Genomic DNA, 15157 nt, shown 5'->3' with positions numbered 1-15157 from the left:
GAAAGCGTTTGTATTCCAACAGTTTGGTGGAAGCCGGAAGCGGAGCATACTTGTGTATGTGAGAACCGGAAGTCCACCAAACTGTTGGAATGCGAACGCTTGCCGCCGATTTACTCCGGCTAAAATCTGTCAAAAAAATAGGGCCTCCCTCCATATCTAATAACTAGATAAGGACGGGAGACCCGTGGTACCACCTTAATTAACCGAAAAAACGATTCACTCAATCCCACAACGAATATGGGGTGCCTTGTGTAACGATAAGGCCTAATCGCTAACTCCTACTGAGGAAAAATCCCGTTCAGCTTAGTTGCTCCGAAGTCCATTCACATCATCTCTGCTACTGATTCACACCAACCATCAGCTCTCTTAAAACATCCATCATGTTACTTACTCTTCATCCACGCATTCATTTAATATAAACTTTATGTTAGCCGATGTTACCGCTAAAGTCAAGCTTTTTTTACAATGAATTCTCCATAAACCGTTTGTGAATATGGGCACATTTTTCAAGAACATATTCGAATCTTCTCCTGTCTTCATCCAAGAAAATATACACATTCTGCATTCTATTATAGCCCTTTTCAATATCCCAATCCGTCTCCAGACACTCCCAATATTGGAAGTTACTAATGGTTTTCCCTAGAGTCTTGGCTTCATGCCTCAAGTCCTGTTCTATCCTCTTTTGCTCAACAATAAAATGCAATTCTGTCTCTGATTCCAAAAGCAATTTTTGAATGGAAGTTAACTCAAATAATATAATCAAGTCATATAAATGTTTCCCCATTTCAATAAACCTACCTATCCCAGCTGATCCCAAATAATAATCTTCCACAGCAAATAGTTTATCAACAAATATCCGTTCTATCTTCATCACGTTCATTTCAAATGGCTTCATATTATATTCCACATTCAAAATTTGCTTAACCGAATCTGATGCTAATGTTAATATAATAGGTTCCATCAGATACGCACAATATGGCTCAAACGTCGTAAAAGCCGTTGTCTCAACCTTGACTGTCCCGACTCTTCGTAGCGAATCTTTCCTTGAAAAGCCAGTCTCAAATAAAGTATCATACTCATAAACCGATGTCCTCGAACCGCTTCCTGAGACACTTTGTGGATGTACCGTATTTAACTCCAATTGTGTATAACGCGAAGTCACTTTCTTCAGCGCATTACTTTTACTCGTTTTAGAAACAAATTTTTCATTATTAAATGTTAAATCGATATCTTCTGAAAAGCGATTAATCCTTTTCAAACATTTATACAATGCCGTCCCGCCTTTAAAATATACGTCATACTCTCGCCGTACAGTAGCTATTTCCTGCAACATTAAACATACATAATAATCTTTCTCTAAAATCTCTGGTAATATATCGTGCTCATTAAAAATGGATTCTAGTAAATCCCTAAACGCATGTCGATCGTGGTGCAAAGTATAGTACATTAACCAATCAGCTCCCTGTCTAGAGCAGCCTCCGCTAGTTCATCCAGTACGTGCATTACTTTTTGATTATAATATTTCTTTGCGTAGCCCAGTAGTTTAAAGCCATCGATTCGCTCGCGTTCCATATAGTCATAAAGCGACATATAAAAAGAGGCATCCAACACATGATACTGACCGATATCTCGCAACGTATCCAACAACTGAAAATAACGATAATTATGTTTAGAAATTGGCACTTTAGGCTTTTTAATGATTGGTGGGTTACTAAATTTATGAATCGGTTTCTTCACGTTGTAATTATTTGTCACGATTTCCCGTCGATTCGTCATATTATTAGAAAAACCATTAGCACTAAGAAAAGAAGCCCCCACAACGTATCCAATCACTTCATCCTCTTGCTCATCCATGATGTACGCCTTCTTAATAAGCTTCTCTTTGTCGATAGCACTTCGCCCAAACTTAGTCTCTTTGCTACGAAAATAAATGCCATCATCATATTTAGAAATCACGCCTCTTTTTTCCAATCTACGCAAATATTCATTCACTGTTCTCGTAAAACTATCGTTACTGGCTGCTTCAAACTGCTCCTTTACTTGTTGCTTAATCTCCTTCGTGAAAATCGGCTCCCCAACCTGATATTCCAAGGCTAATCCTTCTATTTCTTCCATTAATACTCTCTTTGTACCCAAGTCGTCCCCCATCATTATCACCTACTTCATCAAGTTTCCTTTATTATACCACAGACTCTTCGTTTAACCTAAAAAGGCAACTAAAAAAAGATAAGCCACATTTGGCCTACCTTTTTGAAATTATGTAGCAAACAAATCAAGATTCCCTAAATCGATTCGTCGCTTCCCGTGAAGTCCTTATCTGCTCAATCATTTCCTCATAATGGTGCGAGGCATAGAAGTAGAACAAGATATCAATCACTAAAAACTGCGCTTGTCGCGAACTCGTTGCCGCACTTCTAAGCTCGCTTTCTGGCGCGCGTGATGTTTCCAGTGCAACCGCCGCTCGTTGCTTCAATTTATTCTGCCCGAAACGAGTCAGACTGAGCAATTCCAAACCATTGTTCAGCGCCTCATCGGCTAACTGCAACACTTCACTCGTTTCGCCGCTATTGGAAATCGCAAAGAAAACCGCATTTTTAGAGCCCGCCGCAAAAGCCATCGCTAAAATATGGGGATCTGCAATCGCAATCGCGTGTTTTCCAGCGCGCATCCATTTTTGCGCAATATCCTCAGCAATTAGCCACGAAGCGCCAACACCGTACGCATAGATTGTATCCGCTTTATACAGAATTTCGCATGCATCCATAATTTTTTCTTTCTCTAACTGCCCAACCGTGTCGTTCAATGTTTGTACCGTGTTAGAAACTAGCTTCCGGGTAATTTCCTCAAAATCTTCATTGGGCTCGATGTCATAATAGCCTACTTTTTCAGGCCGAACAAGCTCGACGGATAACTTCATTTTTAACTCTGGAAAGCCTTCTAACCCCATCGAATGGCAAAAACGAATCACCGCAGCGCCACTCGCGCCCGAACTTTCTGCCAGTTCATGAATCGACATTTTCACCACTTTACTAGGATCAGCTAATATTGCGCGACCTACTTTTGCCTCTGATTTCGGCAGTTCTTCTAAAATACCTTGAATTCGATTAATCACACTTCCCATTATGTTTGTTGCCGCCTCCTTCGAATACATTCCATGCTTTGATTATACCATGTGGCAATGCGATACAACAAAAAAAGTGAGACGCATTTGCCCCACTTTCGTTGTTTTACTCTTCTACTGCTTCCATTGCATCTTTTGGCACGCCCCATAGATACGTGAGGATGAAACCGCCAAGGTAGGCTGCTAGTAAGCCGATAACGTATTCAAACCATGTGTTATTAGCGATAAGCGGAATGAGCGCTACGCCTGATGGGCCAATTGCGATGGCGCCAACATTACCGAAGAAGCCAATAATAGCTCCACCGATACCGCCGCCGAGACACGCCGTGATAAACGGACGCCCAAGCGGGACAGTAACACCGTAGATTAATGGTTCACCAATGCCGAGAATCCCGACTGGCAAACCGCCTTTAATCATCGTAACTAAAGGTTTATTTTTGCGACAACGCATCCAGATTGCGATTGATGCGCCGACTTGTCCGCCGCCTGCCATCGCAAGCATTGGAAGCAATATTGTGTAGCCATTTTGTGCAATCATTTCAACGTGGATTGGCGTCAATACTTGATGAAGTCCAAGCATAACCATTGGCAGGAATAGCGTCCCCAGAACGAATCCGGCGAACAGTCCACCTTTTGCGATAATCCAGTTGATGCTTCCAACCAAGCTCGTTGAAATAACGCCAGCAAATGGCATGATGATGAAAATCGTGAACAAACCAATGATGAGTAACGCTAACATCGGTGTTAAAATGATGTCGAGCGAATTCGGAATCCATTTACGTAAAAATTTCTCCAGTACGCAAAGTAAGTAAACCGCTAGAAGTACGCCGATAATACCACCTTGTCCTGCGACCATATCACTACCGTTGAAAATATTCTTAATTGGTGTTTCTGGCGTCACGCCCATGAGTAACGTCACACCACCGACGGCTCCACCAAGTACTGGCGTGCCACCAAATTCTTGCGCCGTATTGATACCTACATAGATAACAAGGAATGCGAATATACCATTCTTAATAACGTTTAAAACCGTGACATATTGTGCCCATGTCCCGGCATCTAGATTACCAGCTTGAATATTGTTAAAAAGAATCGCCGCGATACCAGCGATTAAACCGGCACCAACGAAACCTGGAATTAGCGGAACGAAAATGTTCGCAATCGATTTCAATAGACGCTTGAATCCAGATGTATTATTTTGTTTCTTTTTCAGCGCAGCTTTTGTTGCCGCTGCTTTCTCCTCAACCAGCTCTTTCCCAGTTTTTGTGGATGTTTGTGTCAAATTCTCATCTAAATTATCCGGCAATGTTTCGCCTAGTTTCACGCCTGCCATATCACACATCGCGCCGGCTACTTTGTTAACGAATCCTGGTCCAACAATGATTTGGAGCGTGTCATCTTCTACGACGCCAAGTACTCCTGGTGCCGCTTTTAATCCTTCTACGTTGACTTTATCTGTATCTTTAATTCCTAAACGTACGCGCGTCATACAATGTGCGATTTTAGAAACGTTCCCCATACCGCCGACTTCTTCAAAAATCTTTTGGCCTAAATCTTGTTCTTTACTCATGTTTCGTACCTCCCTTTAGTCTAATGTGCGTCTAATAAAACCATCCGCTGCTGCTAATTTTTCCGTGGCTGTCGCAAGGTCTGTATTCGTTAAAATCATGACAATTGCTGGTTTCACGTGCTGTCCTGCTAATTCAAAATGCTTTTCTGCTGTTTCGTAATCACATTCTGTTGCTTCCATGATGATGCGTTTTGAGCGTTCCACCAATTTCTCGTTCGTTGGCATCACGTCGACCATCAAGTTTTTATATACTTTTCCGATTCCAATCATCGAAACCGTCGAAATCATGTTTAAAACGAGCTTTTGTGCTGTTCCGGCTTTCAAACGCGTCGATCCTGTCAAAATTTCAGGGCCGCAATCCACTTCGATCGCTGTGTCCGCGTGTTTTGAAATCGCTGCGTTCGTGTTGCAAGACAAAGCACCCGTTTTCGCGCCAATTTCTTTCGCGTAATCAAGCGCGCCAATCACGTAAGGCGTACGGCCACTTGCCGCGATTCCCAACACATAATCATTCACCGTCAAAGCGATACCTTGTAAATCTTCTTTCCCCAAAATAGCCGAGTCTTCTGCACCTTCCACCGCTTTTAAAAACGCTTTCTCGCCACCCGCGATTAGTCCAACAACCATTGTCGCCGGCACGCCAAACGTCGGCACACATTCTGCGGCATCCAAAACACCAAGACGCCCACTCGTTCCTGCGCCAATATAAACCAAGCGTCCGCCTTTTTTAAAACTCTCTATCACACCATTGATAACGGTTTCAATTGAAGCAAGATTCGCCGCAATAGCAACCGGTACTTTCGCATCTTCTTCATTCATAATCTGCAATGCTTCTTTTACAGTTAGCGTATCTAAAGATGTCGTTTTTTCATTTCGCTTTTCCGTTGATAAATTCTCTAACATAAAAACACCTCTTTCATACGTTTATTGTAACGCATTCGGAATTATATTTCAACAACTATTTTAAAATAATGAAATAAAATTTCATTAACAAACACAATAAAAGCAGCTCAACTGTTTTGTCAAGCCGCTTCTCGTCTTATTCTAATACCGCCAATTCCTTTATTTTAATATGCTTTTTGAAATTTTTCGCTAGTTTTTTATTGTAATTCGTATTTTGATCCGTCCAATCGGTTCCACGCTGGGTCGGCCAGCCAGAGGTATTAGCGATATAGGTCAGCATTTCAATACCCTCAAGCCCTTTCACCTGCGCGCGTTCGTAGGCTCTCGTCATGTTTGTAATCGCGATTTCGATATTTTCTTCGGGTTTCAACAACTCATCTTCGGTCATTCCTTCTGGTGCTAAACCGCCGCGATGTAACTGGAATAAGCCATAAGAAGTTCCCGCATCACCAATCGTTTTTGGGTCGAATCCGCTCTCAGTTTCGGCAATCGAGAGTGGAATCCAAGCCGGTATATCGTGTTTTTTCGCTGTTTCCTTAATCATATCCATCATTGCCACGCGCTGTTGATGTTGATCGTAGAAGTGAAACACCAGTGCAGCTGCTGCTAATACGCCTAATATAAAAATAAATGTTTCTCTTTTCATAGCCTTAACCTCTCATTAGTGTGTATTTTCGTAAACCCCTGTTCTGGCATGTCCTCATGCGGTTGCCAAATTTGTAAAATCAGTAAGATCGCGAGGACGAAGACAAGTACGATACTCACGACGATATTTTTTGTTTTCACGCTTGCCTCCCCCTCTCTCACTCGATTTGATCAAAAACCAGATAGAACGTTATCCAGCTATCTTCCAATTTCGCGCCATACTCCCATTCATGTTGTTCCATCACGGTTTGCACAATCGCAAGCCCAAGCCCCGTCCCTGAAAAATTCTTATTGCGCGAAGCTTCTCTCACATAAAACGGCATCCAAATATGTTCCAATGTCTGCGCGTCACGGATCGTTGTTTCATTCTTAATTGCAAAATAGACTTTATTGTTTCGTTCTGCCCATTCGATTTTAATTTGATTCGTCGTTGCGTATTTCACTGCATTCGTGATGACGTTATTAAATACCATTTCCAGTTTCACTTTATCCGCTAAAATAACGACCTCTGGACTGATTTCTGATTTTGTACGAATATCTAGCCCCGTCGTCTCTTGATAATTCGCGAGCAATTCCTCAAAAAGCATCCGAACTTGGATTTTTTCTAGATGTAGCGGATCTACTTCCATTTTGGAAAAACGTAATAGTTCTTCAATAAGCATCGATATTTGGTCCGTCTGTTTCACGATTGTCGCCATATACGTGCCATCGTCCAAACCATCCTGAATACCCATACTGTAGGCTTTGATCAGCGCGAGCGGCGTCTTCAATTCATGCGTTAAGTCCGCTGTGAAATGCTTCAATTCTTTATTTCGACGTAGCAAAGCATGATGCGCCTTCTTCAAATCATCACTCATGACGTTGATACTCGTCGCCAAATCTTGCAATTCATCCCGCGTTTCAATGCTTACCTTTTCAAATTCCAACTTCGAAATTTGGTCGGCAACACTTTTCAATTCTTCTAGCGGTTTCGTAATTTTCCGAGAGAAGAAACCAGTGAGCGCAACGACTAAAATGGAACCAAACAGCATCAACATCAAGTTGAATTCATTAATAATTTTGGCGGTTTCATCGTAATTCGCAATCGAAATCCCCGCCACAATGAGCAAACCATCCTTCTCATTCAGGCTCACCAAAAAACTCGATTTCTGCTTACCTTGGTCATATAGTTTCGTAATAATCGCGCCTTTTTTAAGATCATCCAGCGTCTCACCAGTCACCCAAAAACGATTCAGCGCAATGCGTTTCTGCGCCAAGTCTAGCCGCAGCATCTCATTCAAATCGTCGACATTATTGCTCATTTTCTCAGCCACAATCGTCACGTCATATTTCGCTTCTAGGATGCCGAGATCATTCTCAATCCGCTTCTTATCCCATTTGTCGACCTCTTTCATCGCCTGCGTCACTTTTTGATTCATCTCAAAATGATAGTATTTCGGCAGGAAAAATTGATTCAAGAGCATCGATAGCGCAAAAACACCAATCACGACTGCCGAAATCCGCCATGTCAGTTTCCGGCCAAGCTTACTCATTGCCGACCTCGATACTGTAACCCATCCCGCGATGCGTCTTAATCAGCCCGTCACCAACTTTTTCGCGAAGCCGCCTAATATGCGTATCCACCGTGCGCTCCTCGCCTTCATAATCGATGCCCCAAACGATGTCTAGCAACTGATTTCGATTCAGAATCGCGCCCTTATTTTGACTTAAAACGCGCATTAATTCGTACTCTGTTTTCGTGGCATTAATATCCATACCTTGTTTAAATAACTTCTTGGCATATGTGTCAATCGTGATATCCGCCACTTCAAAGCAGTTCTGAAAACCCGTCAAGTTCTTCGCGCGAACCAGCAACGCCTTCGGGAAAAACGGCTTCTTGACATAGTCATCCGCTCCAGATTCCAGCGCATAACATTCATCCTCGCCCTCACTTTTCGCCGTCAACATCATCACTTTCACAGAACCCGACGCCTTCATTTCCTTGCAAACTTCGACTCCGTTCACGCCCGGCATCATCCAATCTAACACCGCTAAATCCAATTTCTCACGATAAAATATTTCTAAAGCTTCTTCCCCATTTTCCGCTTGAAAAACAGTAAAGCCTTCTTTTTTAAAATAAGCACATAAAATTTTCAACATATCTTTTTGATCATCCGCAATTAGCACATTCATTCTTCATCATCCTAGTGGTTCATTTTTTCCATCATACCATAGATTTATGACGCGAATTTGACAAAAAACAAACCTTTAGAAATTCTTTAAAATTAAAATAGCCCACCTAACCATGAATCGAGTTAGGCAAGCTATTTATTACATTTAATTCGCTACGATATTCACCAATTTACCAGGTACAGCGATGACTTTGCGGACTGTTTTGCCCTCGATTTCTTCGGTGATTTTGTCGTTGGCGCGAGCGATTTGTTCTAGCTCATCTCGGCTCAAATCTTTAGCTACAGTGACTTTAGCTCTCACTTTACCGTTTACTTGTAGCACGATTTCGACTTCATCTTCTACCAATTTTGATGCGTCAAATGTTGGCCATGACTCATACGTGATCGTTTCGGCGTGACCTAGACGGCTCCATAGTTCTTCGGCCAAATGTGGCGCAATTGGTGAAAGGAGTTGTACGAAACCTTCCGCATAGTTTTTCGGAACGGTCGTTGCTTTATACGCATCATTTATGAAAATCATCAACTGCGAAATGCCTGTGTTGAAGCGCAGGTTTTCGTAGTGTTCGGAAACCATTTTCACCATTTGATGGTACGACTTCTCAAGGTCAACGTTGGCTTCTGTCGTGATTTTAGCGTTGATTTCGCCTGTTTCTTCCTCGATGAACAAGCGCCAAACGCGGTCTAGGAATTTGCGCGCCCCTTCTAGGCCGTTCGCGTTCCAAGGAATCGATGCTTCAAGCGGTCCCATGAACATTTCGTAAAGGCGTAGTGTGTCCGCACCGTATTGCTCCACCACGTCATCTGGATTGACAACATTGCCACGAGACTTACTCATTTTCTCGTTATTGTCGCCCAAAATCATACCTTGGTTAAATAGTTTTTGGAACGGTTCTTTCGTTGGTACTACGCCGATATCGTACAAGAATTTGTGCCAGAATCGCGCGTAAAGCAAATGCAGAACGGCATGCTCGGCGCCACCGATATACACATCGACTGGCAGCCATTTTTCAAGCTTCTCTTTATCCGCCAAAACTGTCTCGTTTTCTGGATCAATATAACGCAAGAAGTACCAACTAGAGCCAGCCCATTGCGGCATCGTATTCGTTTCGCGAACCCCTTTGCGACCATTCGCATCGACAACATTTACCCAGTCTGTCAGGTTTGCAAGTGGCGATTCACCTGTTCCAGATGGCTTGATTTCCGTTGCTTTTGGAAGAAGTAGTGGCAATTCTTGTTCTGGAATCGTTGTTGTTTCGCCATCTTCCCAATGAATGACGGGAATCGGCTCGCCCCAATAACGCTGGCGGCTGAACAACCAGTCACGTAGACGGAAACTAATTTTGCGTGTACCAGCTTTATTTTCTTCTAGCCAATCAATGATTTTAGTAATCGCGTCGTCTTTGTTTAGGCCATCGAGGAACCCAGAATTAATGTGGTCGCCATCGCCTGTATAAGCTTCTTCTGCCACATTTCCACCAGCAAGAACCGCTTTAATTTCCAAATCGAATTGTTTTGCAAACGCGTAATCGCGCTCATCATGTGCTGGAACCGCCATAATCGCACCCGTTCCATACTGAATCAAGACATAATCGGCAATCCAAATTGGCATCTCTTCGCCGTTCACCGGGTTAATCGCATAAGCCCCCGTGAAAACGCCCGTCTTGTCTTTCGCAAGATCCGTACGCTCCAACTCGCTTTTAAGCTCGACTTGCTTCTGATACGCCGTCACCGCTTCTTTTTGATCTGCCGTGACAATTTTATCCACCAAATCGTGCTCTGGCGCTAGAACTGCATACGTTGCTCCAAAAAGTGTATCCGGACGCGTCGTAAATACGGTGAAATTCGCATCGTTGTCTTTCACTTCAAACGCGACTTCCGCACCTTCTGAACGCCCAATCCAATTGCGCTGCATATCTTTAATATTCTCCGGCCAATCCACCAAATCCAAATCGTCCAGCAAACGATCCGCGTACGCCGTAATTTTTAGCATCCATTGACGCATCGGTTTACGGAAAACAGGGTGCCCGCCGCGCTCACTTTTGCCATCGATAACTTCTTCATTCGCGAGCACCGTACCAAGCGCTGGGCACCAGTTTACCGCAACCTCCGCCTCGTACGCGAGACCTTTTTCGTATAGTTTCGTGAAAATCCATTGCGTCCATTTGTAGTAGCTCGGATCGGTCGTATTAATTTCGCGATCCCAATCATAAGAGAAGCCGAGCGACTTGATTTGGCGCGTGAAATTCTCAATATTATGCGCTGTAAATTCAGCAGGATCATTCCCTGTATCAATCGCGTACTGCTCCGCTGGCAGGCCAAATGCATCCCAACCAATCGGATGAAGCACGTTGAAACCTTGCATCCGCTTCATTCGCGAAATAATATCCGTCGCCGTGTACCCTTCTGGATGTCCCACGTGGAGGCCTGAGCCTGATGGATAAGGAAACATATCGAGTGCATAAAAATTCGACTTATCCGCGTCCTCCGTCGTTTTGAAAATCTTCTCGTCTTCCCATTTCTTCTGCCATTTCGGCTCCATCTCTTTGTGATTAAATGTCATAATCCATAACTCCCTTTCTATACTTGCTGCAAAACAAAAAAATCCCACAGCAAAAAAATGCCATGGGACGAGAGTAAAAACTCCCGCGGTACCACCCAAATTAGTGTCTCCACTCAACTCAAGAATTCCTTAACGCGGAAAAAGGACGGCGGTTTTCACCACATCTATGCGTGCCGAGGCAAGTTCGTACATCTTCGCGTGTGACTCGCACCAACCGTCACCTCTCTAAACGCCAAGAACCTGTACTACTACTCCTCTTCTTTTGCTTCATCAATAGCTCTATTGTAGCCTATTAGCCACACTTTGACAACCCTCTAAATTGGAGCCTTATCAAGCGCCGTCAACCAAATCATCTCGACTTTGTTATCCCAAAAACCGAAGCGTAATTCGATGTTATTATCCCTATCTTCATACACCAGCTCCTGTTCATAGCGATCGGATTTCGTTAAATTACGATACGCTGAGCCATACGTACTAGTCACTTTATCAACAGAATCGCCGAACTTGATGCCGCGGCTCGTCGTTAATTTATCGCTCCCATATTCGATATGTATCACGCGATTTTTGTCAGCATCCTCGATAGATACCCAGTACGTCGCCTTCTCCTTTTTCTTCGGAATGAGGACTTTTATCTCTTTTTGGAGACTCTTGTCCGACACTTGCTTCGATTTAAAATCTTTTTTCTGCGCTGAGGTAGATAGTATTTGATCGATTTTGACCCCATTTACCGACTCCGAAGAAAGATCCGTCGAGGCAACCTGCTTATGGATTTCGTGGTACGGACTCCCCGTTACGAAAAACGTCTGTCTGAAAAAAATCGCCATCATCGCGACCAGTAAAACAAGTGCAGCAAAGCCAATCCAATGTTTTCGAATGTTGATTTTTCCATAAAAAGCTGTGATGACCATTAAACAAATAATCGCCAACACAAGATACACAATTATCATTTCCCCACTTCTTTCGCATTCCCAAAGTAACCTAAAGATGTTTTAAAAATAGCATAAAAACGCGGATAAAGCAACGATTGTCATTTTGGTAACGGCTTATATTTCATCAACGGATACAGTAGAAATCCTAGGAAGAATAGACCTAGACTCAGAGCAAACACGCGCCAATCTTCTGTTCCACTTTTGATAATCCAGCAGGCGTATGTTAGGGCAAGCGCTGCGATAAAGCCGTCAAACCAACGTTTTCCGAGTGAATTCGTCTCGTACGTTGCGCCGGTTAGCGTCAGTTTCAATTGGAATAGTGGCGAGATGAAATACTGGACGAGAAACGCGAGTGTTGAGACTTTAACCACGAAATCATAGGCCGTTGCGATATTGCCGGAAAGCGTTGATAGGATGAATAATTGGGACGCGCAACATGTCAAAATGAGGACGAGGACTGGCGTGCCGTTTTTATTCGTTTTTGCTAAGAATGGGAGAAAGAGGCCATTTTTTGCGGCTTGGTATGGTGCTTCGGAACTCATCATAATCCAGCCAATCGCTGAGCCGAATAGGCAGACTAACGCGAGCAAGGCCATGACTGCCGAGCCGCCGCTTCCTGTGACGGCGTTTAGCGCATCGGCAAGCGGACTCGCAGAATGCAACAACTTGGATTTAGGGATGAGACCAAGCGCCAGAATCGTGATTGTCGTGTAAAGGCAAACCGAAATGATGAGACCTGAAATCGTTGCCGCACGAACAGTTTTCCCGGATTTAGCGCGTCCAGCGAACATCATCGCCGACTCGATTCCGATAAATGCCCACAGCGTAACGATTGCTGCGCTGTTGACTTGGGATAACAAGCCGTGTTCCAGTCCACTCATATCAGCAACTGGATGGTACCACTCGCCCATCACGGAGGATTGGAAAGCAAATAAACCGACGACAATAAACAGGAAGAAGCCGATTATTTTTGCGGCAGTCGCGATGAAATTAATCCGCCCAGCCCCGCTCACACCTTGAATGATGATCAGACAAACGCCCCATAAAAGCAAGGAGCAGATTAGGAATGTTAATAATTGACCGAGCCCTAGCTGATAGGACCCCATCGTGAACACGACCTTTTTGCTATTAAGTACTGGGAAAAAGACGGATAAGTACCCAGCAAAGGAGGTGATGATGGACACGTTTCCTGCCCAGTTAGCGACCCAATAACTCCAAACGGCGATAAATCCTGCGAGCCGCTTTAGTTTTGGATTGCCAAATAATTCGAACGCATGGCTTTGCGCACCGCTTGTTAAGTCTGGTCGTCGCACAGCCAAATTTCCGAATACGAGCGCGATCATTAAAACGCCGGTCCCTGTTAAAATCCACGCCAACATAATGCCGAGCGGGCTTGCAACAGCTGCCATTTGCCGCGGTAACATGAAGATTCCCGATCCAATCATGTTCCCTACTACTAGAGATGTTAATACAAGATAGCCCATTTTTTTGTTCGTTTTGTTCATTTTCTCTGCCCCCAAGTCATTTTAGCACATTACCAAGTTAAAGTATTTTTATATCATAGCACAATGATAACTCCTCCGCAACCCTGAAAAATATGATAAAATAGCAGGGATGATTATTTCAAGTTTGAAGGAGTTTGACAAAAATGAACCCATTTCCATATACGAACGATAATAAACGATACCACACGTGGAATTACTGCTTGCGTGACCATTTTGGCTACAAGGTTTTTAAAGTGGCGCTTGACGGTGGTTTTGATTGTCCGAATCGCGATGGTACAGTGGCGCATGGTGGTTGTACTTTTTGCAGTGCAGCGGGGTCTGGTGATTTTGCTGGAGACCGCGTGGATGATCTGCAAACCCAGTTTCACGCGATTAAGGACCGGATGCATACGAAATGGAAGGACGGCAAATATATGGCCTATTTTCAAGCGTTCACGAATACGCACGCCCCTGTTGCCGAACTGCGCGAAAAATACGAATCCGTGCTGAACGAGCCAGGCGTCGTGGGACTTTCGATTGCGACGCGTCCCGATTGCCTTCCTGACGACGTTGTGGACTATTTAGCCGAGTTAAACGAACGAATCTACCTCTGGGTGGAACTCGGCCTCCAAAGCGCGCACAACGAGACTGGTGTACTAATCAACAGAGCGCATGACTACGATTGCTACGTGGAAGGCGTCGAAAAATTACACGCTCGCGGCATTCGTGTTTGCACGCACATTATCAACGGTCTGCCTCGCGAAACACCAGAAATGATGATGGAAACCGTGCAAAAAGTCGTGGAAAGCGGCGTTGCAGGCATCAAAATTCATTTATTACATTTGCTAAAAGGCACACCAATGGTTCAGCAGTATAAGAACGGCGAACTGAAATTTTTAACGAAGGATGATTATGTTAGCCTTGTGTGTGATCAGCTCGAAATACTGCCGCCTGAGATGGTGATTCATCGCATTACGGGGGACGGCGCCATCGAAGACTTGATTGGTCCGATTTGGAGTTTGAATAAATGGGAAGTGTTGAATTCGATCGATGCCGAGCTCGTCAGACGTGATAGTTGGCAAGGGAAATTTTACAACACTGCAAAGGTTGGGAACGAGGCATGAACTTAAAAAGCATTTTACCATTTAGCCACGACCTGCTGACTCGTATTATTTTGCCTGGTGATACCGTTGTTGATGCTACGATTGGAAACGGCCACGATACGGCTTTTTTGGCGAATTTAGTTGGCGTGAATGGTCGTGTATTCGGTTTTGATATCCAACAAGAAGCGATTGACGCTACGACGCAATTGCTCACCGAGAAACGCGTTGCCAGCCAAGTCACGCTGCTACACGAGAGTCATGCAAACATGGCGGAGCTCCTGCCACAACAAACCGAGATCAAAGTAGCTATCTTCAATCTCGGCTATCTCCCAGGCGGCGACAAAACAATCACTACACTCGCTGACTCTACTATAAAAGCCATCGAATCCGCCCTATCACTACTTACCATCGGCGGCATCGTGATTCTAGTCATTTATCACGGACACCCCGAAGGCCAAACCGAGAAATCAGCCGTGCTAAATTACGCCGAAGCGCTTCCCCAAGAACAGTTTCACGTGTTAGAATACCGCTTCATCAACCAGCGCAACAACCCACCTTTTGTGATTGCCATTGAAAAACGAAAAACAAAACCAGTTCCCACGAAATAATCCGGGAACTGGTTTTTGTTTGAAATAAAATTTCACTAACTGTATACTTAAATTAAAATATCC

General features: G+C 43.9%; 14 protein-coding genes and 2 other annotated features. Of the genes, 2 read left to right on the top strand and 12 right to left on the bottom strand.

The features are described 5' to 3' along the window. Window positions 1-166: 166 nt before the first annotated feature. Window positions 167-410: a binding site (T-box leader), on the bottom strand. A gap of 50 nt (window positions 411-460) precedes the next feature. The 12 genes from DUK53_RS00320 to DUK53_RS00270 all read right to left on the bottom strand — a co-directional run bounded on the left by DUK53_RS00320 (window position 461) and on the right by DUK53_RS00270 (window position 13404). Then, complete coding sequence (locus DUK53_RS00320) at window positions 461-1447, bottom strand: nucleotidyl transferase AbiEii/AbiGii toxin family protein (protein ID WP_124892522.1); 987 nt, start codon at window positions 1445-1447, stop codon at window positions 461-463. Then, window positions 1447-2115 (bottom strand): hypothetical protein, encoded by a 669-nt coding sequence (locus tag DUK53_RS00315; RefSeq protein ID WP_036089012.1) that lies wholly within the window; start codon window positions 2113-2115, stop codon window positions 1447-1449. The genes DUK53_RS00320 and DUK53_RS00315 overlap by 1 nt, the downstream gene beginning before the upstream one ends. A 157-nt stretch (window positions 2116-2272) precedes the next feature. Then, window positions 2273-3121 (bottom strand): MurR/RpiR family transcriptional regulator, encoded by an 849-nt coding sequence (locus DUK53_RS00310; protein WP_036089011.1) that lies wholly within the window; start codon window positions 3119-3121, stop codon window positions 2273-2275. A 106-nt stretch (window positions 3122-3227) separates the two neighbouring features. Then, a complete protein-coding gene (locus DUK53_RS00305; protein WP_036133241.1) occupies window positions 3228-4691 on the bottom strand; it encodes a PTS transporter subunit EIIC in 1464 nt (487 codons plus the stop codon). Between the two features lie 15 nt (window positions 4692-4706). After that, the gene (gene murQ / locus DUK53_RS00300; protein WP_036133244.1) at window positions 4707-5594 is read right to left on the bottom strand and encodes an N-acetylmuramic acid 6-phosphate etherase; all 888 of its coding nucleotides are present in this window, start codon (window positions 5592-5594) and stop codon (window positions 4707-4709) included. 136 nt (window positions 5595-5730) lie between these two features. Continuing rightward, window positions 5731-6240, bottom strand: coding sequence for a transglycosylase SLT domain-containing protein (locus DUK53_RS00295; protein WP_036133245.1), 510 nt, complete (start codon window positions 6238-6240; stop codon window positions 5731-5733). Further along, window positions 6237-6380, bottom strand: a complete 144-nt coding sequence (locus DUK53_RS17435; RefSeq protein ID WP_156110611.1) for a hypothetical protein — start codon at window positions 6378-6380, stop codon at window positions 6237-6239. The genes DUK53_RS00295 and DUK53_RS17435 overlap by 4 nt, the downstream gene beginning before the upstream one ends. Before the next feature lie 17 nt (window positions 6381-6397). Continuing rightward, the gene (locus tag DUK53_RS00290) at window positions 6398-7771 is read right to left on the bottom strand and encodes a sensor histidine kinase (RefSeq protein ID WP_036133247.1); all 1374 of its coding nucleotides are present in this window, start codon (window positions 7769-7771) and stop codon (window positions 6398-6400) included. Continuing rightward, window positions 7764-8411, bottom strand: coding sequence for a response regulator transcription factor (locus DUK53_RS00285; protein WP_036089005.1), 648 nt, complete (start codon window positions 8409-8411; stop codon window positions 7764-7766). The genes DUK53_RS00290 and DUK53_RS00285 overlap by 8 nt, the downstream gene beginning before the upstream one ends. Window positions 8412-8555: 144 nt before the next feature. Next, a complete protein-coding gene (leuS, locus tag DUK53_RS00280; protein ID WP_036133250.1) occupies window positions 8556-10970 on the bottom strand; it encodes a leucine--tRNA ligase in 2415 nt (804 codons plus the stop codon). A gap of 60 nt (window positions 10971-11030) precedes the next feature. Beyond that, window positions 11031-11241: a binding site (T-box leader), on the bottom strand. A 43-nt stretch (window positions 11242-11284) separates the two neighbouring features. Beyond that, a complete protein-coding gene (locus DUK53_RS00275) occupies window positions 11285-11917 on the bottom strand; it encodes a hypothetical protein (protein ID WP_036089001.1) in 633 nt (210 codons plus the stop codon). 80 nt (window positions 11918-11997) lie between these two features. Beyond that, window positions 11998-13404 carry an amino acid permease gene (locus DUK53_RS00270; protein WP_036133252.1) on the bottom strand — a complete coding sequence of 469 codons (1407 nt, stop codon included), beginning with the start codon at window positions 13402-13404 and terminating at the stop codon, window positions 11998-12000. A gap of 134 nt (window positions 13405-13538) precedes the next feature. On the opposite strand from DUK53_RS00270, the gene mnmL reads away from it, so the two are divergent. Next, window positions 13539-14507, top strand: a complete 969-nt coding sequence (mnmL, locus tag DUK53_RS00265; RefSeq protein ID WP_036133254.1) for a tRNA modification radical SAM protein MnmL/YtqA — start codon at window positions 13539-13541, stop codon at window positions 14505-14507. Continuing rightward, on the top strand, window positions 14504-15094 hold the full coding sequence (mnmM, locus tag DUK53_RS00260) for a tRNA 5-(aminomethyl)-2-thiouridylate-methyltransferase MnmM (protein ID WP_036133256.1): 591 nt from the start codon (window positions 14504-14506) through the stop codon (window positions 15092-15094). Before mnmL ends, mnmM begins: the two co-directional genes overlap by 4 nt. Window positions 15095-15157: the final 63 nt, after the last annotated feature.

The sequence above is a fragment of the Listeria sp. SHR_NRA_18 genome, assembly GCF_003856515.1.
Taxonomy (GTDB): domain Bacteria; phylum Bacillota; class Bacilli; order Lactobacillales; family Listeriaceae; genus Listeria_A; species Listeria_A newyorkensis.
This window is presented reverse-complemented; position numbering and strand designations above follow the sequence as displayed.

Excerpts from the sequence above, each read along its gene's own strand:
- DUK53_RS00320 (WP_124892522.1), bottom strand. The coding sequence starts at position 1,447 with ATGTACTATACTTTGCACCACGATCGACATGCGTTTAGGGATTTACTA.
- DUK53_RS00315 (WP_036089012.1), bottom strand. The coding sequence starts at position 2,115 with ATGGAAGAAATAGAAGGATTAGCCTTGGAATATCAGGTTGGGGAGCCG.
- DUK53_RS00310 (WP_036089011.1), bottom strand. The coding sequence starts at position 3,121 with ATGGGAAGTGTGATTAATCGAATTCAAGGTATTTTAGAAGAACTGCCG.
- DUK53_RS00305 (WP_036133241.1), bottom strand. The coding sequence starts at position 4,691 with ATGAGTAAAGAACAAGATTTAGGCCAAAAGATTTTTGAAGAAGTCGGC.
- murQ (WP_036133244.1), bottom strand. The coding sequence starts at position 5,594 with ATGTTAGAGAATTTATCAACGGAAAAGCGAAATGAAAAAACGACATCT.
- DUK53_RS00295 (WP_036133245.1), bottom strand. The coding sequence starts at position 6,240 with ATGAAAAGAGAAACATTTATTTTTATATTAGGCGTATTAGCAGCAGCT.
- DUK53_RS00290 (WP_036133247.1), bottom strand. The coding sequence starts at position 7,771 with ATGAGTAAGCTTGGCCGGAAACTGACATGGCGGATTTCGGCAGTCGTG.
- DUK53_RS00285 (WP_036089005.1), bottom strand. The coding sequence starts at position 8,411 with ATGAATGTGCTAATTGCGGATGATCAAAAAGATATGTTGAAAATTTTA.
- leuS (WP_036133250.1), bottom strand. The coding sequence starts at position 10,970 with ATGACATTTAATCACAAAGAGATGGAGCCGAAATGGCAGAAGAAATGG.
- DUK53_RS00275 (WP_036089001.1), bottom strand. The coding sequence starts at position 11,917 with ATGATAATTGTGTATCTTGTGTTGGCGATTATTTGTTTAATGGTCATC.
- DUK53_RS00270 (WP_036133252.1), bottom strand. The coding sequence starts at position 13,404 with ATGAACAAAACGAACAAAAAAATGGGCTATCTTGTATTAACATCTCTA.
- mnmM (WP_036133256.1), top strand. The coding sequence starts at position 14,504 with ATGAACTTAAAAAGCATTTTACCATTTAGCCACGACCTGCTGACTCGT.